Annotated in this window: 1 protein-coding gene; it reads left to right on the top strand. The window is 64.2% G+C overall.

Going from position 1 to position 22,369, the window contains the following annotated elements; translation table 11 throughout:
- Window positions 1-182 precede the first annotated feature (182 nt).
- Window positions 183-22,369 (top strand): tandem-95 repeat protein (locus Q1L59_RS10630; RefSeq protein WP_300332003.1); only part of this gene is annotated, 22,187 nt, incomplete at its 3' end.

Below are 22,369 nucleotides of genomic sequence, written 5' to 3'. Positions count from 1 at the left end.
GATGACTGGCGTCGGCGCCTTGGTCGCTGGGAGCGTAACTGCTCGGCAGCGACGAGATACAGACAATTTGTGGTGTGACCCAAACAGGCCTGCCTCGTTCGAGAGCGGCCTGTTGTTTTTTGGTCCGGGTGTTTGAAGCGGTTTCCCTTTTGGTCGCCCGCCAGGGCGAGGAGGCAGTTGCCATGAACGGAATGTCGAAGATGTTTTCCCAGCGCAAAGTGATTCCAGCTCTGCTGAAATCGACGCTCGATCGTTTTTTCGGCGCTGCCGGTCGGGAAAAGACACGAGCGGGCACTGCCGCGGGCGCTGCGCCTGCAGGCAACCGCTTCCTCTTCGAAAGCCTCGAACCACGCATCCTGCTCTCCGCCGACTTCACTCCGGTGGCGCCGCTGGGGTCGTTCATTCAGCGCGTCGAGCAAGGTGACACCGCGGGTCACTTCGCCGAGCTCGGAACGACCGACTACACGCTGTCACTCGACGCCGGGCAGCGCATCTCCGTGCTTTTTGAAGCGGATGCGCAGCTGCAAGGCAAGATTCAGATCTTCGGACCGGCTGGCGGCGATCCGCTCGGCGAGGCGGTCGCCCAGCAGGCCGGAGAGAAGCTTCTGCTCGATTCACTCCCGGTGGCGGACAGCGGCGACTATCTGCTGCGCGTCGAGAACCTGGCCGGCAGCGGCAACTTCAATGCCGACGTCTTTCTGAACGCCAGCCTGGAGCGCGAACTGCTTGGCGGGGTCAGCGACAACGATCTCACGGGCGCGCAGGATCTGGCGCCAGCCTGGCTCGACCTGCCAGAAGGTGGGCAGCGGGCGGCGGTTGTCGGCAGCGTCGAACCGGGGACGGCCGATTTTTACCGCCTCGAACTGCCGGCCGACGAGCGTCTCTCGCTCGCCTTGACCGCGCTCGATACCGGGGGTGGCGGGGCGCTTGGGCTGCAGCTTATCGATGCGACAGGCCGTTCCGTCGCGGCTGGCCGGCGCGGCGCAGCCACTAGCGATCAGGTCGTCGACGGTTTCGCGGCACTTGCCGGTACCTACTACCTGCGGGTCAGCGGTAGTGGCGGCGAGCGTTACAGCCTGGTGGCGCTGCGCCAGGCGCGCATGGATGTTGAGCCGAACGACAGCGCCCTACAGGCGCAGCCGCTGAGTCCGTTGGCCGATGTCATCGGTCATCTTGGCGGAGGCAGCAGCGCACTGCGCATTGCGGTCGTCTCCTCAATGCAGCCGGGGCTCGACGGTGGGCTGAACGCGATGGTCGGTCAGCTCAATGACGATGCGCAGGGTCGGTTTGCCGCCAGCCTGGTCGCCCCGCTGGACATCGATACGCTGGGTGAAATGTCGAGCTACGATGTCGTCGTGGTTGGCGGCACGGCCTCTGGACTGAGCGAATTCGCTCCTTATGCCGGCATTCTGGAACCCTACGTTTTCAATGGCGGTGGTGTGGTGGCAACGGGCTTCAGCCTGCTGGCTGCACAATCGTTGTCTGCCGAAGCCCGAGCGGCGATCGACGCCGTTCTGCCAGTGAATGCCTCGGCATGGGACTATGCGCAGGGCTATACCAGCGAGGTCTGGGTGACGCCGAGTGGTGCTCTGCATCCGATCAACGAGGGGCTTGGCGCCTTTTTCGTCGGCAGCGGACCTGACGGCAGCAGCTACGTCGAAAACCCGGTGGCGCTGCCGCCGGTTGATCCTGATGCAACTGTTTTGGCGACGGTTCAACGCGGCGAGGAAGCTCCGCGAGCCGTTGCTGCAGCGGCCAACCGCGGGTTTGGTCACGCGGTGTACCTGGGTCCGGCGTATGCCTTCGGTTTTTCGCTAGGTTCCGGGCTGCGTAGCGGCGATGCCGATCGCATGCTCGAGCAGGCGGTGGCCTGGGCTGCGGGCGACCCGCTCGGCGCCGGCGACCAGTATCTGATCGCGGCCAACCCCGGCGATCACTTGGTGATTACGACGACCACCTTCGGTGGGGCCGCCGACGATCCGGCCGACGTGCGCGCGCCGCTGAACAGTCTTGACCCGCGCCTGCAACTGTATTCCCCTGGCTTGGCCAGCGTAGAGGTTGCCAGCGATGACAATGGCGCCTTCGATGGGCGTAATGCGCGGATCGAATACCTTGTTCCGGATGACGCCGGTGGAGCATACCGTTTGCGGGTCAGCTCGTTGTCCGGCAGCGGCGATTACACGCTGCACGTGGCCGGGGCGACTGGCACGGCGGACGTGCAAGCGATGGATCTGGTCGGCGTTTCCGTTGCTGACGGGGCGCGACTCGGGGCTTTCCCGAGTGCGGTCGACTTCACTTTTTCGCAGGCGGTGCGGATTGACGGCCTGTCGCCCAGCGATCTGAGCGTCAGCGATGGCGACGGCAACCCGGTCGAGGTGCTTGATGCGTTGCTCGTCGATCCGGCCACGGTGCGCTTCGTTCTTGCCGCGCAGTCGGTGCACATGCACTACAGCATGACTCTGGCGGCCGATGTGATTCACGATCTGAGCAATAGTGTTGGCAACGCGGGAGATACACGGCAGTTCGATGTCGACCTGCAGGCGCCGACCGTTACCTGGCAAAGCGTCAATGATGGCGACCGCATGTTGGCGGGCGCTTTCGGTTTCAGTATCGGCTTCAGCGAGATGATGTCGTCAGTTGGGCTGGGGCCGGAGGATGTGCGGCTGGTCGATACGCTCAGCGGTCGGTCGGTTGCTGCCTCGTTGCTGGATTTTCAAGGCGATCGGGTTTACGTCGCGTTTCCCGAGCTGGCCGAAGGCGCGTACCGGCTGAGCGTGCTCAGCCAGTCCACAGGTTTCCGCGACGTGGCGGGAAATCTGCTCGATGGCGATAGCGATGGGCAGGCAGGCGGCGATCGCGCGCTAGTTTTTGGCGTGGACATTGACGAAGCCGCGTATCAAACGCCGCTGGTCAGACGGGCTCCTGCGGGGTCGCTGGTTTATGGCAGCGCAGAACCCGCGCGCGAAGGTGCCCTCTACGAGCCTTGGGGTGAGGACTACGACACCTACTTCCTCGATCTTGACGCTGGCCAGCGGCTGTCGGTCGGTCTGTACGAGGTGGCACCTGATCTGCGCGCGCGGATCGAGGCCTTTGCTCCCGACGGTACTCAACTCGGCGCCTACGAAGCAACGGGAGCGGGCGAAGCGGTTGGTCTGAACAACCTGCCGGTGGACAGCGCCGGGCGCTACCGGATCGTGCTCAGCAATCTGCAAGACCCCGCGCAGGGGAACTGGACGTCCGGTCACTTCAAACTCGATGTATTGCTCAACTCGGCGGTCGAGCTCGAACGGGCGGGCTGGGGGACGAACAACGATGCGGCCTCGGCAGAGAACCTGGGTGCGACCGTCATCGACCTGGGCGACGGTGCACAGCGCGGCGCGGTGCTGGGCAATCTGAGCGTGCAGACGCTCAACGTCGTCGCCGAACAAGCCTTCGCCGGCGACCCGGAGGCGATGTGGACGCTGCGCACGATCACCGGCGATCCGAACCCGCCCTCGATAGACTGGAACCTCGGGGGGAGTGGGCAATTGACGATGAACTCCTCGTCGAACGTCGATGGCGCCGGCAACAAGTACAGCGTACTGCAGGAAGCGGAGTGGGCGGTCGATCTGAGTGGTTTGACGCAGGCCACGCTGAGTTTTCGCGAAATCGGTCTTGACGCCGCTGCCGAGCGTTTCGCGACTGGCGAGGCGGGCCGCTTCGTTGGCTTCAGCGGGCACGTCAACGCTGACGGTGTCGCGCTCAGCCCCGATGGCGAGAACTGGTTCCCGCTCGTTCAGTTGGCCGCCGAGTACGGCGACCTGTGGAATACCTACAGCGTGGACCTTGACGCCGCTGCGGCGGCGGCCGGATGGTCGCTTGACGGCTTGTTCCGCATACGCTTCCAGTACTTCGACGATCCCGCCGCGCTGAAGTACCGCTCGTGGGATGATGTCGTCATTACCACCGAGAACCCGCTGGCAGTGTCCTCGGTATCCGTCCAGGGTGAGGGCGGTGGCTACGAAAGCCAGCCCAGCCTGCTCGCCGACGGAATCATTCCGGTGCAGGGCAGCGACTGGAACAGGAGCGGCAATTTCTGGTGGTGGGGTCAGACGTTTGATCCGCAGAACGGCAATGGCCTGGCCGTCGTTCTTGATCTCGGCGCCGCACGCGAAGTCGCAGATCTTTTGCTCAGCGTTGATAATAATGACGATTACGCAGTCGATTGGTCGGCCGACGGGGAGACCTGGAACCGCCTGCTGGCGGTCGCGGCAGACCTGGGCGATGTCGGCTACGGGATGGATACGATCAGCACAGTGGCCGGCAGCGAGGAATACGTTGACGGGGTAGATTTTGCCGGGGCGGTTTCGGCGCGTTATCTGCGTGTTTATGCGAGCGGCGGCGACGACGCTTACGCCGTCGGCGAGGTGCGCGTTCTCGGCGCGCCGGGCCAGCGTATTGGACTCGATCAGGACTGGTATTCGTTCACGCTGAACGACTACGAAAGCGCCACTCTCGCGCTGCATCACCAGAATCCGCAGTCGGCGGGTAATGTGCGTATGGAGATCGTCGACGCCAACGGCAACCTCGTCGCGTCTGATCTTCCCGGTGCAGGCGAAGTCGCGCGCGTCATCGCCAACTTCGTTGCCCACCCCGGCCTGGGACCGAGCGGGACCTTTTACGTCCGCGTCTTCGGCGCCGCACCGGGTGACTACAACCTGGTCCTGACGCGCAACGCCGACTTCGGCCTGGAAAATGGCGGCGATCAGGCGATCGGTCCGTCGGGCAGGGTGCTCGGGGCGATTGTCGGCGGCGAGACCGACGGCTTCCTGCTGCACCTCAATGGCGGCGATGTCGTCGAGTTGTGGACGCACACGCCGGGCAGCGACGCGAACGGCGAATTCGTCAACGGCCTCGATCCGCGTATCGAGGTGTTCGACCTCGCCGGGAATCCGGTAGCGCTCGATTTCGACAACGACAACGCCTGGAACGGCGGCAATGCCTGGTTGGGTCTTACCGTCCCGGGCAGCGACCCGGTCGACTACCGGGTCGTGGTGCGCGACGCGGGCGAGACGGGCGGCGAGTACGTGCTCTACAGCAGCGGCGCGACAGGCGTCGCCGAGGGCTTGCATGTGGTCAGCGTCGCACCTGCCGACGGCCTGTCCGTCGCTGCTTATCCCAACTGGTTGCGGCTCGATTTTTCCGCGCCCTTGCGCGTCGACCATGTCAACAACTGGGATCTGGTGATCCGCGACCCGAACGGCGATGAGTCGGTTGCGCAAAGCGTCTGGATGGCCGATGCCGATACCGTCTTTTTCAATATCGCCAATGCGCTCGATGGCGTCGGGGAATATACGGCGATCCTCGGCGGCGAGACGATGTTCGACCTGAGTGGGCGAGCGGTGCAGTATTTCGCGTCCACCTTCCTCTTTGACGATTCGTCGCCCAAGGTGGTCGCCGCCAGCATCGCGCAGGACCAGGTCGTCGTTCCCGGCGACCTGCAGGTGCAGATCCAGTTCTCGGAGGATCTGCTCGCCGCGGTCCTTGACGCGTCCGACGTGCAACTGCGCAACGAAACCTCGGGTGCGTTGCTCAGTGCAACGGGCTTCGTTTACGACGACCAGACCCGTACGCTGCGGCTCGACTTCAGCGGCCTGAGCGAGGGCAACTACACGCTGACGCTGTTCAGTCGGAACGACGCGTTCCGCGACACTGGCGGCCTGCTCCTCGACGGCGAATATTCGGGCAGCCTGCCGTCCGGCAACAGTGTGCCGGGTGGCGATTTCGTTCTCCGCTTTGCCACCGACCGTGTCGGCCCAACAGCCTATCCAACGCCACTCGTCGGCATCCAGCCGGACGGCTCGCTGATCTACGATCCGCTGGCAACGGGCGTTTTCTACGGAACGGGGGACAGCGACGATTACACCTTGAACCTCGACGCCGGGCAGACGCTGAGCGTCATCCTCTCTCCGCAGGCGGCCGGTGTGCGCGGCGGCATCGTCGTGCTGGCGCCGGACGGCAGCCCGCTTGCCGAGGCCGTCGGTTTGCTCGACGGGCAGAACGTCGTCGTGCAGACGGCGCCGGTGACCAGCGCGGGTACGTATACCATCCGGGCGGTTTCGCAGGCCGGCGGTGGTGCCTATCAGGTGCAGGCCTTCCTCAACACGCGGCTCGAAGTTGAAGCTGGCGAGGATGTCCAGGATCTCGACGGCAGCTTCATCGCACTGGCCGGTAGCGCGGCGCGCGGTGCTGCGCGCGGCAGTCTGAGCGCGGGAGATGTCGACTGGTACGGCTTCAGCCTGTCGACCGGCGATTCGGCAACCCTGCTGCTGGCGCGCGACAACCGCACGCAAGCGGCCAATCTGACGCTCGATCTCTATGACGCCGCAGGGCACTGGCTGGCGAGCAGCCTTGCCGGCTCGGTGGATGTCGATCGTTTGATCAAGAACTTCACGCCGGCAGCAGGCGGTGTCTTCCACGTTCGGGTGAGCGGCGATCCGGCCAGCTACAGCTTGCTGGTTTTGCGCAACGCACAGTTCGACCTCGAGCCGAATACCTTGGCCAGCCAGGCGATGACCCTCTCGCTCGACGGCGCCGGGGACGGGCGCGTCCTCGGCTATCTGGGCAATTTCGTCGGCGCGATCAGCAGCGAGAGCGAACCTAACGACACCGCTGCGAATGGCGGCTCAGCGGCCGACCTGCCTTTGGCCAACGACCTGAACGGCTCTTTTTCGTCGATCGGCGGCAACCAGTACCGGGCAACCGTGAATGGAACGATCAGCGTCGGCAGCGATTGGGACTGGGATTTCTTCAAGGTCAGTCTGGCCGCCGGCGACTTTCTGGCGATCAATCTGAACAACGCTGGGGTCAGCGATCCTTTCTTGCATCTGTACAACAGTAGCGGCAGCCGGATCACCTACAACGACGACTATTTTGGCCTTAATTCGTATATCGGCTATACGGCGACCTATACCGGCGACTACTATGTCGTTGCCGACTCGTATTCCAACCGAACCGGCGGCTACCAGTTGATCGTTACGGTCACCACGCCAACGCCGAGCTTCGGCGACAGCCGGGATCAGTATCTGTACGCGGTCAACCCGGGCGATGTGCTGATCGTCGAAACGGCGACGCCGGGCGATGGGTCGGGCGAACCGGTCAACCTGCTTGACCCGCAACTGTTCCTCTATGCTCCAGACGGGAACCTTGTCGCACTCGACCAGAACGGCGCTGCGGATGGCCGCAATGCGCGCATCGAATACACGGTATCCGGCGCGGCGCTGGCCGGCGCGCTTTATCGCATCGAAGTGCGCTCCGAAAATCAGACGAAAGGCAGTTACGTGCTGAGCGCGAGGGGCAGCAGCGCTACGCCGCCGCCGTTCAACGTGACGACGACAACTCCCGCCGACCAGGCACTCCTTGCCGTTTATCCGGCGACCTATACCGTAGACTTTTCGCAGGCGCTGTTGTTGAGCTCGGTCGATGCTGCCGACCTGACGATCGACGGCATCGCCGCGAGCAGCGTGACGGTGGTCGACGGGGATACCTTGCGCTTCGCGATCGATCAGGCCGCGCACGGCGACGCCGCGTATACCGTGCGCATCGCCGCAGGCGCGCTGAGCAGCGTGTCGGGCCAGGCGCTGAGCAGCTTTACCGCGACTTTTGAAACGGACGCAACGCCACCGCGAGTGACCGTCAGCAGCCTGCTCGGCGGCGAGACGCTGGCCCCGGGCAGCGTGGTCTACAGCGCGAACTTCAGCGAGGAACTGGCGAGCAGCGGGCTCGGCGCCGATGATGTGCTGCTGGTCAATCTCGACACCGGCGTCTCCATTGCCACGTCGGTCAGCTATGCCGGCGGAACGCTATCGGCCAGTCTGGGCAACCTGGCCGAGGGCAACTACCGGCTGACGCTGGTCGCCGACGCCGATGGCTTCCGCGACCGGCGTAGCAACTTGCTCGATGGAGAGTACGCGGGCAGTCTGCCGTCGGGTGATGGTGTCGCCGGAGGTAACTTCGTCGTCGACTTCAAGGTCGACGCCTTGGGCGTGACCCCGCTCGCGCTCAGCCGCGTTGCGCCGCTCGGCTCTCTGGTCAACGATGCGCAGGTCGGCAGCAATCTGTACGCCGCCGCCGATGTCGACTTGTTCACCATCGATCTGCAAGCGGGTCAACTCGCATCATTGCGTCTGACCCTGGAGAATCCCGCGCTGTCGGCGCGAATCGAACTGCTCGACGCGAACGGCGACCTTGTTCCGGGCGCCACGACGAGCGGCAGCGGTACCCTGCTGCTGGCGAATCTGCCGATCACTCTGGCCGGCACTCATACACTGCGGATCAGCGGGCTGGCTGGGGCAGGCAACTATGTTGTCCAGCTCTTGCTCAATGCGCAGTTCGAAGCGGAAGCCTGGGGCGGCGCCGCCAATGATGACCTGGCTGCTGCCCTAAGTCTCGATGCTTCGGCGGTTGGCCTGCAAGGAGCGGCCGATCGTCTCGCAGCGCTAGGCACCGTCACCGCTGGCAATGCCGACTGGTACCGTTTCAGCCTGGCGGCTGGGCAGGTCGCCAGCCTGGCGGTGACGCGTACCGATCAGCCGGGTGCCGGCGGCCTCAGCCTGGAGTTGTACGATCTCGCTGGGACGCGGCTGGCCCTGGGAATCGCCGATGCCGGCAACGTCGATCAGGCGATTTCACAGTTTGTTGCGCCAGCGGCTGGTGAATACGCCGTGCGCGTTTCCTCGGCCGCGACGCTGCCCTACAGCTTGCTGGTCACGCGTGGTGCGGAGATTGGTCTCGAGAACCCCGGCGTCAGCGAAGTACAGGACATCGGCCCGACGCTGCAAGCCGTCGGTTATCTCGGTGCGTCCGGGAGCGGCGAGGGGAGCATCCGCGTCGCCGTATTGAATAGCGGCGCCGCTAATCAGGTCGTCAACCAGCTCAACGACGACACGTGGTTCAACTTCATCGCGACCAGCGTTACCTACACGCAGATCGACACCGTGGCCGAGCTCGCCGCGTACGACGTGGTCATGCTGGGCGATTCCAATACAAGCCACGGCCAGATCGCGGCGATCGCGCCGGCCTTGCGGCAGTGGGTCGAAGCCGGCGGTGGTGTCGTCGGGACCGGCTGGCTGATTTACTCGGCGGGCGCGACCACCGGCGTGCCGGTGGCGGACATCGACGCCATCATCCCGGTCGACACGACGATCGGCTACGCTTACCAGACGAATGCCTCGCTGCTCGACCTTACCGTCGGCGACCATCCGGTGTCGGCCGGCGTCAGCGATTTTGCGCCCGGTTATTACGTCGAGTATTCGTCGACCGTCGATGCCGGCGCAAGCGTTCTTGCCAACTCGGTCGGTAGTGCCGGGACGCAGCCAGCGGTCGTCGTTGGCGACGTCGGTGCCGGTCGTGGCGTGTACCTCGGGCCGCTCTATATGATTTCCGCCTACGGCCAGCTTGCCAGCGGTGACGCCGATCGACTGCTCGAGCAAGCGGTGGCCTGGGCAGCCGGCGATCACGATGATCGCTACAGCATCGAGGTCACGGCAGGTCAGGCGCTCGACATCCGCACGACGACACCGTTCGACGCGCCGGGCGAGCCGGTGAACACGCTCGACGCGCGGCTGGAACTTTATGATCCGAGCGGCAATCTGGTTGCGAGCGACGACAACGGTGCTGACGGCGACGAACGCAACGCGAACATTCTATACACGGCAGCGAGCAGTGGCCGCTACGAAGTGCGGGTGATTGCCGCCAGTTCCGCGCAAGCCAATCGGGGTGAGTACATCCTCAAAGTGAATGGCAGCGTGCTCAGCCCGGGTCAGGCGCCGACGGTCGTCGCCAGCAACCCGGCGGAAGGCGCCAATTTCCTGAATCCACCGACGACGCTGACCTTGACGCTATCCGAGGGACTGCTCGCCACTTCGGTCGAGGCGGCCGACCTGACGCTGAGCAACGGCGCCCAAGTCACCGGAGTCACTTTGGTCGATGGACGCACGCTGCGCTTCTCCGTCTCAGCACCCAACGTGGCGGGCAGTTTTGCCTACACGCTGGCCGCCGGCGCCGTGCAGGATCTGCAGGGGCTGGGCAACGTCGCCTACACCGGGCACTTCACGGTCGACCACACGGGCGCGCACGTCGCCAGCCAGAACCCGGAAGCCCAGGCTTCGGCGCCGTTCAGCCAGATGAGCTTCACCTTCAGCGAAGACCTCGATCCAGCCAGCGTCAGTGTGGCGGACATCGCCAGCTTCACCGGGCCGAGCGGCAATACGATCACCGTCAACAGCGTCAGCGTGGCGGGCAACGTGCTCACCGTCAATTTTGCCGCACAGACGCAGCAGGGCCAGTACACGATGGTGCTTGGCCCGCACATTGGCGATCGGGTGGGCAACGCCATGGACCAGAACCAGGACGGTGCCAACGGCCAGACGGACGACCGCTACACGGCTGTCGTGCAGTTGCAGTCGCCTGATCTGCAGGCGATCTCGCTGAGCAACCCGGCCGCGGCACTGTGGGGCGACACCATCGAGCTGATCTGGCGCGTCGAAAACGTCGGCAGCGATCCGGCGCGCAACAACTGGTACGACGCGATCTACCTGTCGTCGGATGCGCTTCTCGACGGCAACGACCGGCGTCTGTACGCCGCATGGGCCAGCCGCAATCCGTTGCCGGCGGACGACGGCGAGGTTGACGACTACTCCAGCACGATCAATCTGGCCTTGCCGCTTGATTGGGATCCCATCGAGGGCACCTATTACCTGATCTTGCGCACCGACGCGTTTGGCCATCAGCCCGAGTCGAACGAGAACAACAACACGGTCGCCGGCCAGGCGATCACGCTGCGCTTGCCGGCCAGACCCGATCTGGTCGTGAGCAACGTCAGCATGCCCGCCGATCTGGTGCTCAACCCGAGTGGCAACACGCTGGTACCGATCACGTGGACGGTGACCAACCAGGGAACAGCCGCTGCTTCCGGCTGGTACGACTTGGTTCAACTGTCGAGCGACAACGTCGCCGGTAGCGACGTTCACTACGGTAGTTTCCTCTTCGAGGGCACGCTGAATCCGGGCGAGTCGGCGATCCGCACGCAATACATCGCGCTGCCATACAACTATGTCGGCAACGTCAGCGAGGTCGCCCGCTGGGTGGTCGTGACGACGGACGGCGCCAATCAGCACTATGAGGTGCGGCCTGGAACGCCGTCCAGCCACCCAGCCGGCGAGGCGAACAACGCGCGCGTCAGCGAACAGCCGATGACCGTCCGTTATCCGGCGCTGCCCAACCTGCAGGTGACCGCGGTCACGCCGCCTGACCACTCGTTCTCCGGGGGCGACACGGTCATCAGCTGGACGGTGACCAATACCGGCATCGGCGCGAGCAGCGTTCCCACCTGGTATGACGCGGTTTTCCTGTCGACCGACAACGTTCTCGACGGCAGCGACCTGTTGCTTGGCGTCGTCGGCAACCCGAGCTATCTGGCGGGAAGCGGCAATGTCGGCAACAGCTATACCAGCAGTCTGCACTTCCTGGTGCCGCAGGGATGGTCCGGGCCCTACTACTACCTGGTCAAGACCGACTACTACAACCACATGTTCGAAAATCAGAACGAGGGCGACAACGTCGGCAGCGCCGCGGTCGTCATCGAGCTGACGCCGCCGCCGGACCTGCAGGTGGTGGCGCGAAACCCGAACAACAACGAGTGGGAGTCTTCGGTACGCGTGAACGCACCCGGCGGTCTGTGGTCGGGTCAGGCGGCGACGGTGTCCTGGACGGTGACCAACCGCGGCGATGGAACAACTGCGCCGGCGGCGCAGTGGTACGACCGCGCCTACATGTCGGTCGACGACAGCTACAGCAATGATGACATCGTGCTCGGCACTTGGTGGCGCGACGGCGCCTTGGAGGCGGGCGCAGCGTATTCGCGCAGCGAGTCGATCGTACTGCCGATCGGGTTGCCGGCTGACGGCGTGCCGACGACCTACCATTTCTTTGTCGTGACCGATGTTGGCAACCAGGTGTATGAGTATGTCAGCGAAGGCAACAACGACAACTCGTACGCCAGCGAGATCGTGTCGCTGACGCCACCGCCTGACCTCGAACCGGATGCGATCGACCTGCCAGCAACGGCACAGGCCGGGCACAGCTTCGCCTTCACCTATGCGGTGACCAACTTCGGCACGCTGACGCCGAACGCCTACTGGAACGATCGCTTCTGGTTGTCGACCGACAACGTGCTCGATGCCTCGGATCTCCACCTCGGCGACCGCGGACACTGGGGAGCGCTGGATACCGATCAATCCTACAGCGCGAGCTTCACCTACACGCTGCCCAACGGTATCGCCGGCGAGTATCGCGTAATCATGCGAACCGACGTGCAGAATCATGTCTTCGAGGGCCTGGACAATCCGGCAAACAACTACTATCCGGAAGGCAACAATCAGATCGTCAGTGACGTGATGGCGATTGTTTCGCGGCCGGCCGATCTCGTCATCGTCCCCGGCAGTTTTGTCAGCAGCGCCAGCGCCGAGGCGGGCCGGACGATCAGCGCGTCGTGGACGGTGCGCAACGACGGCAGCGGCGACTCGGTCGAGAACGGCTGGATCGACCAGCTCGTCGCCTCGCTCGACGACGTGCTCGGTAACGGCGACGACGTGCCGCTCTACAGCCATCAGCACTCCGGCGTCCTGGCGGCCGGCGCCGGGTACAGCGTCAACAACGTTTCGGTGGCGCTGCCGATCACCCTGGCCACCGGCGAATACCGTTTGTTCGTTCGTACCGACGCGGGGAATCAGGTCTTCGAGTCCGACAACGGCAACAATAGTGCTGTGAATTCATTGAGCGTGTTGCGCCAGACGGCCGATTTGCAGGTGGTTACGGTGAGCGATTTGCCCGCCGAGGCGACCGCGGGCGGCAGCCTCTCTCTGAGCTGGCGTGTGCAGAACCTTGGCCTGCAGCCGACCAACGTCAATTACTGGTATGACGATGTCTTTCTCTCGGCCGATCCCGAGCTGGGCGCCGGCGACATCAGTCTTGGCTCGGTACGGCACAACAACGTGCTCGCGCCCGGCGAGTGGTACGACGCGCAGGCGAGCTTCACGTTGTCGACGGCGATCACCGCCGGCAGCTACTACGTCATCGTGCGCACCGACCAGCACAATACGGTTGTCGAGTCGCCGAGCGAGGCGAATAACATCGCCAGTTCGCCAGCTCGCGTGGCGATTGCCGCGTGGGCAGGCGGCGAACGGCCGTTGTCCGAGTTGCGTCCCGATCTGGCAGTGACCTCGGTCAGCTTGCCCGCCGACGCCTACAGTGGCCAGCCGTTTACGCTGCAGTGGACGGTGACCAATCAGTCGACCACCGACAACACCGGTGCCCGCTACTGGTATGACTCGGTCTACCTGTCGCGCGATCTCTTCCTGGAGCGCAGCAGCGACCTGTATCTCGGTCATGTGCTGCAGTACCGCGACCTCGCGGTCGGCGAGCACTACGATGTCACGCAGGCGTTTACTGTGCCGGCCGGCTATACCGGTCAGCTCTATGCCTTCGTCGTTACCGATGTCACGGGCAGCGTGACCGAGTCGGTGGAGACGAACAATGTAACGCGCTCACCCGGCGTGGTGAACGTCAGCCTGGCGCCGCCGGCCAACCTGGTGGCCGGACTGATCACGGTGCCGACCAATGGTGTGCCGGGTCAGGCTGCCGACATCACCTATCGGGTGAGCAACGCCGCTGGGGCGAACGCCGTCGTCGGATCGTGGAAGGACACGCTTTATCTGTCCACCGACACGCTCTGGGACATCGGTGACGCCGTCATTGGCTCGGTGTGGAACACCTACGCTGCGGCCGATCCGTTCTCCGGCGGCGAAGAATACACGCAGACCTTGCACGCGGCGCTGCCCGGCGTCGACCCGGGCGAGTATCACGTCATCGTGCGCTCGGACATCCTGAATTACGTCAATGAAACGAGCGACGCCGACAACCTTTCGGCCAGCCTCGAAGCGGTGGCGCTGGACGCCGTCGTTCTGCCTTTGGGTGGATCGGTGAGCGGTGAACTGGCCTATCGCCAGGCCGCGTACTACAAGCTCGAAGTCGGCGCCGGCGAAACGGTGCAGATCAGGCTGGACAGTGCGGGCAGCAACGTCGCCAATGAGCTTTACGTACGTTTTGGTTCGATGCCCAGCCTTGGCCGCTTCGATTACGCTTCGCGCGAAGCCTACGATGCCGATCCGGTCGTCCTGATTCCCGAAACTCAGGCGGGCACCTACTACGTCCTCGCCTACGGCGCCGATGTCAGCGGTGCGCCCGCCTATACGCTGAGCTCGGCGGTCATCCCGTTCTCGCTCAGTGAAGTACGCACCGACACCGTCGGCAACTCCGGCGAGGCGACGCTGCGCATCGATGGCGCCCGCTTCTCCGAGGCGACTCGTTTCGCGCTGCGTGCGCCGGACGGTCGCCTGTACGACGCAACGCGCCTGTTTGTCGAAGACTCCAGCCGCGTGTACGCGACTTTCAATCTGTTGCTCGCCGCCGAAGGGCGCTACGACGTGGTCGCCGTGCAGGCGACCGGGCAGACCGAAGTGCTGAACGACGCGGTGACGGTTATCGACGACGCGCGCGGAGCCAACCTGTTCAGCATCATCGAAGGTCCAAGACAGGTGACGATCGGCCGCGTCAACAGTTTCAACCTGCAATACACCAACCAGGGCGATGGCGACTCGATGGCGCCGCTGCTGATCATTTCAAGCCGCAGTCACGTTCCGATCGGCTACACCGGCAGCGACCTGCGCGATCAGCCGATCTATTACCTGGGTGCCAGCATCGATGGGCCGATGGACATCCTGCGTCCGGACACTGGCTACACGCAGCAGTTGCTTTATCGTTCGCCGATGAGCGAGGGGCAGTTCGATATCCGCGTCGCCACGCTGCAATCGACCGACAGCCGGCTCATCGACAGCGCCAAGTGGACCGAAATCGAGCAGTCGATCAAGCCATTGGCACCGGAAGGAATGAGCAGCAACGAGTGGAACGCCGCCTGGGAAGTCTTCTGGGGACGTATTCGCGTGACCATGGGCAACACCTGGGGCGACTACGTGCGCATGCTCAACCAGGCGATGCTGCTCGTCTCCGAGCAGGGCAGCCCGGTACGCGACGTGCGCACGCTGATGGCGACCGTCTACCAGCAACACCCCGACTGGCGTCCGGCTTCGAATCTGAGCGGTACGCTGCGTGACGCCGAAACCGGCGCAGCACTGGCCAATGTGCAGCTTGCCGCGTATCGGACGACGAGCCAGGGGCTTGCCCTTGGCGGCTACGCGACGACCGATATCAACGGTCGTTTCACGCTGAGCGGCCTGCTGCCCGGCAACTACAGCCTGGGTCTGGCGAGTGGCGTGTTCGACATGAACCGCAACGGGCTGGATGACAGCGGCGAAGTCCTTGGCGGTGCGCCTCTTGCCTTGCCGAGTCTTGCGGTCAGCTTCAGCGCCGATACTGCGGCGGGCGACGTCTACGTGCTTGACACGACGCGCGTCGTACACACCGACGATTCGGCTCCGGTGCTGGCGAACGCGCCCGACGGCACGCCCAACATCCTCTGGTTGCGCGACGGCAAGGCGTGGCACGCCTGGTTCGACGGCAGCAACTGGCGTGACGCGCGCGCCGTGTCGGCCGATGGTGCTTCCGACCTCAACCTGGTGGCGGCAGGCAACGTGCTTGACGGATCGGATCCTGGCCTGATCGCCGTCTGGCAGCAGAATGGCGGCAACGACGCTCTCGGTGGCAACGACAGCGAGATCTTCTACGCCGTAGCGCGTCCGCGCGCCGGTGGCGGCTACCAGTGGTCGGCGCCGATCCGCCTGACGAATGACGTGGTCGCCGATCGCGGCCTGGAAGTCGTCGTCATCGGCAGCGGTCAGGTGCTGATCGTCGACAAGAAGGAAAATGTCGCGATTCAGGACGATGCCGACGTCTATTACTATGTCGTCGATGTTGCGACGGGCGCCCTGCTGTGGACGGCGACGCCGACCGTCCTGCGTCCGCAGGCCAGCGTTGCCTACAGTTACGACAAGGAGTACGGCCCGTGGAATGCGCTCGGCATGGAGGTCAAGGCAACGATCGGCCTGCACGGGGAAGCGACGCAGAATGAGTGTGAAGCCAGCCTGACGGTTGGCGGTGGTGCTGAGCTTAGCCTGGAAAGCGACAATCTGGGCATCACGCTCGAGGGCCATGGCGACCTGGAGGCGGAATGGGGGGTCGATCTGGCGGCGCACGACTGGGATTTCCATCAGGCGACGGCGAAGATCGGTATCAGCGGCGAACTCGACTGGAAGAACGGCCTGCTCAAGATGTTGGGCGCGATTCCGACGCCGGCGACCAAGGCCGCTGCAAGCTTCATCGAGTGGGCGACGGCAGCGATCAACAAGACCGGTGTGGTCGAAGCAAGCAACGGCATCAAGGGCAGCATTGGCCTTGATTTCAGTGGTCTGCGGTGGACCATCGCGGAGCCTTTCCCGGAGTGGATCTGGCCGAATGTCATCGCGGAGGCTGCCGTCGAGGCGAGCGTCAAGGCCTACGCTGGAATTCAGATCAAGGACGATGACGACTGGAAGCTCGAGGTCGAAGGCGGCATCGTCGCCGAGGTCGACGTCTATCCGTCGGTTCAGTTGACCAAGCTTGGCGGCGAGATCGGCATCACCCTGACGCTGTGGGGTATCGACTTCAGTCCCGAGCCCTACTTCCTCGGTTACGAAAAGTCCGATCTCGTGCCGCTGGACGCGACTGGGCAGCAGCGCCCCTTGTACCGGCAGTCGTGGAATTCGGCCTTGCTCATCGGTACCGGCGCCGACTATGGCAACGCCGTGCTCGCCGATGTCGGCAGCGACCTGTACGACGACGGTAGCCCGGCGTTGGCGCACGATGCGGCCGGCACTTACGCGGCGTGGACGCATAATCTGGGCGACATCGGCAGCGAAGTGCGCGTCGCCACCTATGACGGCAGCGCCTGGAGCACACCGCTGGCGATCGCCGGCAGCCTCGGCTGGAATGGCAGTGTCAACACGATGACCGATGCGAGCGGCCGCCGGATGGTCATCTGGACGCGCGCCGACACGAGCAGTTTGAACCACAATTCCGACCTCGATACCCTGCAGGCCGCGCGTGCCGCCAACGAAGTGATGTATTCGGTATTCGACGGCAGCAGTTGGTCGGCTCCGGCGGTGCTTGCCGCCACCGCTGGTCAGGATGGGGGCATCACCTTGAGCAAGGATGCCGCGGGCAAGGTAATTGCCGGCTGGATCAGTACCGACAGCGCAGGCATACAGCACCTGCTCAGCGCAAGCTGGAACGGCAGCACCTGGAGCGCGGCGCAGGAGATTGCCGCAGCGGCGACGCTGGGACAGCTCGAACTCGGCCTGGTCGGCAGCACCTTGACTGCGTTCTGGACCGAAGACGTCAGCGCTGCCGGCGATTCGAGCGAGACCAGCATGCGCAGCGCGCGCTACCTGGGCGGTGTCTGGTCGAGCGCCAGCGCCTTTTCGCCGGTGCTCCTCTCGGCAACGCTGGGTGCCAGCGAAGTGAGCGCGACGACCGGCTTCAGCCTGAACGGCAGCGATGTCCCGCTGCAGGCGCAGACGCTGGCTGGCGTGTTGTTCGGGCCGCCGCCCGACGAGTGCTTCAAGTGCAAGCCGGAAGACATCAAGAAGGTGACCGAGAACGCACCGAATTGCCGGCCTGGCGGCGGTACCGACGTGCAGTACGATCCGGAAGAGTGCATCGAGCGCACGATCATCTATCAGCCCTGCGCGGTGCGTCCACGTGACCCGAACGACATCCTCGGGCCGCAGGGCTTTGGTGATGAGAACTGGATTACCGCCAGTGCGACCGAGGCGTACACGATTCGTTTCGAGAACGCAGCGGATGCCAGCGCACCGGCGCAACAGGTCGTCATCACGCAGATACTCGATCCCGATCTCGATCCGCGCACCTTCCGGCCGGATGATTTCGGCTGGGGCGATTTCCGCCAGGAGCTGACGGTCAATCGCTTGCAGTACAGCGGTCGCGTAGACCTGACGGCGAGCCGCGGCTATTACGTCGATGTGGTGGCCAGCGTGGACGTGCCGACGGCGACCATCACCTGGACGCTGACAACGATCGATCCGGCGACCGGCGAAATGCCGGCCGACGCGAGCATCGGTTTCCTCCCGGTCAACGACACGGTTTACGACGAGAACCACCAGGTCGTCGTCGAAGGTACGCATCGCGGTGAGGGCTTCGTCTCGTATACGGTGCGCCCGAAAGCTGGGCGTCCCAGCGGTACGCGGGTCGACGCGCAGGCGAGCATCGTCTTCGACACGCAGGCGCCGATTGTCACGCCGACGATCTTTGCCACGCTCGATTCCGGCCGACCGAGCAGCCAGGTGGCTCCTCTGCCGGCGAGCATTCTGCCGGCGACGGGCGATGCGACCGAGTTCCTGGTGAGCTGGGGCGGCAGCGACGAGAGCGGGGGATCCGCTATTGCCGACTACACGATCCACGTTTCGGTGGATGGCGGAGCCTTCTCGATCTGGCGGCTGAATACGCCGTCGACCGAAGCGATCTATACCGGGCATCGCGGCCATACCTACGCGTTCTACAGCACCGCGCGCGACAACGCCGGGAACGAGGAGGAGGCACCGGCGGACGCCGACACGGTCACCACGATCGCCGGCGGCAGCGGCTCGCTGTCTGGCGTGAAGTATGAAGACGTGAATGGTGATGGTGTCCGCGGCGTCGGCGAGAACGGCCTGGCCGGCTGGACGATCTACCTTGACGCGAACGAGAGCGGGACGCTCGACGCTGGCGAAGTCAGCGTGCTGACCGACGCGAACGGTGTTTACCGTTTCGCTGATCTGGTCGCTGGAAACTACCTGGTCGGCGAGGAAATGCGCAGCGGCTGGATGGCGATCAACCCCGCTGCCGGCAGTCGCCAGATCACCATCGTCGGTGGCGAAGAGTCGACTGCCGACTTCGGCAACTTTGCCCTCGCCCAGATCGGTGGTCTCAAGTTCAATGACCTGGATGGGGATGGCAGCCAGGATGAAGGCGAAGGCGGGCTTGCCGGCTGGACGATCGAGCTCGATCGCGGGGGCGACGGGACGATCGATGCCAGCGCGACGACTGACGACTACGGCTATTACCGCTTCACCGATCTTGGTCCGGGCGTTTACCGCGTCAGTGAAGTGCAGCGGGAAGGCTGGCTGCAGACGGCACCGAGCAGCGGGTACTACAGCGTCAGTCCGACCTCGGGCGCGGACATCGGCGGCAACGACTTCGCCAATGTGCAGGCGGGGAGCATTGCCGGCCGCAAGTTCGAGGACGTCAACGGCGATCGGCGATGGAATGCGGAAGACGATCGTGGCCTGGCCGGCTGGACAATCTACCTCGATCGCAATGCCAACGGCGTGCTGGAAAGCGGCGAGCGTCATACGACGACCGCGGCCGACGGCAGCTACCGCTTCGACAATCTGCTGCCCGGCACCTACACGGTTGCGGAAGTCATGCAGGCGGGTTGGGTTCAAACGTATCCGGGCGTTTCTCCCGCACGGACGGTATCGCTCACCGGGTCGACCGCGGTTCTCAGCCTTCCCGACGAGTTGGTGCGCGCCGACGTCAGCGCGGACGAAGTGCTGAGCAACACGCTGGCCGAGCATCTGACGAATCTCGACGCGTATCGGGCGAATGCCGACTACGCGGCGCTCAATGGCGCGGGCGTAACGACGGTCGTCATCGACACCGGAATCGACCTCAACCACAGCTTCTTCGGGCCCGACACGAACGCCGATGGCATCGCCGACCGCATCGTTTTCCAGTGGGATTTCGCCGAGAACGATGCCGACGCATCAGACCGGCACGGCCATGGTTCGAACGTTTCGAGTTTGATCGCGTCGTCCGATGCGCTGGCCAGAGGCGTGGCTCCGCAAGCTGATCTGATCGCGCTGAAGGTATTTACCGACGCGGGCAGCGGCAACTTCGGCGACCTGGAAGAAGCGTTGCAGTGGACGCTGAGCCATGCCGACAGCTATCACATCGGCGTCATCAACATGTCGCTGGGCGACGGTGAGAACTGGGCTGATGCGGCATCGATGTACGGTATCGGCGACGAACTTGCCGCGCTCGCAGCGCACGGGGTGATCATCGTTGCTGCTGCGGGCAACAGCTACTACGAATATAGCGGGCAGCTCGGCGTCGCCTATCCGGCCGCCGACCCGGCGGTAGTTGCTGCCGGAGCGGTATGGAGTGGCGACTTTGGCGGCCAGTACCGCTACGGCAGCGGCGCCATCGACGTGTCGACCGGCGCCGGCCGAATCGCCGCGTTCTCACAACGCGACGATACCCAGCTCGACGCCTTCGTTCCCGGTACCCGCATGCTCGGTGCCAACGCGACGGGTGGCACGGTCACCATGTACGGAACCAGCCAGGCGTCGGCGTATCTCGCGGGCATCGCCACGCTGGCGCAGGATGTCGCGCAGCAGTATCTGCATCGGAACCTGACGACCGGGGAGTTTGCCGCGCTGCTGGCCAGTAGTGGCAACACGATCCTGGACGGCGACGACGAGAACGACAACGTGGCCAATACCGGCTTGTCGTTCAGCACGCTCGACATCCTTGCCCTGGCCAATGCCATTCGCAACCTGAGCACGAGCGGCAATGGCGGTGGTGGCGGCAGCACTGACGACGATCCAAATGTTGGTCTGATCGCCGGGCCGGCGAGCCACACCGTGCACGTCGCGGCTGGCGAGGACATTGCCGAGCGCGACTTCGGTAATTTCCGCTTGGGCGAGATCAGTGGAACGGTGTTCGATGACTTTGACGCCAATGGGGGGTATGACCCGGGGATCTCCGACAGCGGTCTGCCGGAAATGACCGTTTTCATCGACGCCGATGGCGATGGTGCGCTTGACGTCGACGAAACGAGCACGACCACCGGCGTCGGTGGCGCCTGGCGTATCGCCGGCGTTGGGCCGGGCACGCATCGCGTGACCTTGCTCAATCCCGGAGGCTGGACGCATACCACCGCCAACTTCTTCGACGTCTTCATGGCGAGCGGCGGTAGCGAAACGCGTGACTTCGGAGTAAACCAGATCCCGTATGCTGGCGATGACAGCTTCGTCGGCGACGAGGATCAGGCCATGGTCATCGACCTGGCGCGTGGCGACAACGATCCTGATGGTCCGCAGCGCGTCGTTCAGGTGCTCAACGCGCCGAGCTTCGGCAACTTGGTCGAGCTTGGCGGCGGGGTCTTCAGCTACTCGCCGACAGCCGACTTCAACGGCGAGGACAGTTTCACCTATCAGGTGTTCGATGGCCTGGCCACGAGCAACGTGGCGACCGTTCGTTTGACAATCAACGCGGTGAACGACGCGCCGGTCGCTGTTGGCGAAGCTTATGCGTTCGATGAAGACGTAGCGCTGGAGGTTCTGCCCAATGGCGTGCTCGCCAACGATACCGATGTCGACGGCGACAGTCTGAGCGTGATCCTGGTCAGCGGAGTTGCGCACGGCGCGCTGACTCTGAGCGCAGACGGCGGTTTCACCTACACTCCGGATGCCAACTACAACGGTAGCGACAGCTTCAGCTACAAGGTGAACGACGGCAGTGCCGACAGCAATGTCGTCACCGTCAGCCTGACGATCGGTGCGGTCAACGACGCACCGCTGGCGATAGAAGATGCCTACGCGGTCGATGAAGACAATACGCTGAGCGTGTCGGCCGCCAATGGCGTTCTCACCAACGATAGCGATGTCGATGGCGACAGCCTGAGCGTCATTCTGGTCAGCAACGTGGTGCATGGCGTACTGGTGCTGGACGCCGACGGCGGTTTCGCCTATACCCCGGATGCCAACTACAACGGTAGCGACAGCTTCATCTACCGGGTGAGCGATGGCGTTACGATCAGCAACGACATCACCGTCAGCCTGAGTATCCGTCCGGTCAACGATGCCCCTGTGGCACGCGACAACAGCTACTCGGTGGCGCGCAACGGCACGCTAGCGGTGGTAGCGGAAGGCGGTGTCCTGGCGAACGACAGCGATGTCGAAGGCGATGCGTTGGTCGCCGAACTCGTCAGCGAGCCTGCACACGGGCAGCTCGTTCTCAACGCAGACGGTTCCTTTACCTACACTCCAGATGTCGGTTACAGCGGTACGGACAGCTTCGTGTACGCCGCAAAGGATGGCGTTGACACCAGCACTGCGACGGTCTTCCTGAACGTTGGCGGAGGCAACAACGCACCGCTGGCGGTGGCGGATGCCTACACGGTAGACGAAGACGGCAGCCTGACGGTCGCGGCGAACGGCGTGCTCGGCAACGACAGCGACCTCGACGGCGACAGCCTGAGCGCGGTGCTGGTCAGCGA

Source organism: Accumulibacter sp., assembly GCF_029255125.1.
GTDB lineage: Bacteria > Pseudomonadota > Gammaproteobacteria > Burkholderiales > Rhodocyclaceae > Accumulibacter.
Note: the sequence above shows the minus strand (reverse complement) of the source record. Positions and strands in the feature narration are given on the sequence as shown.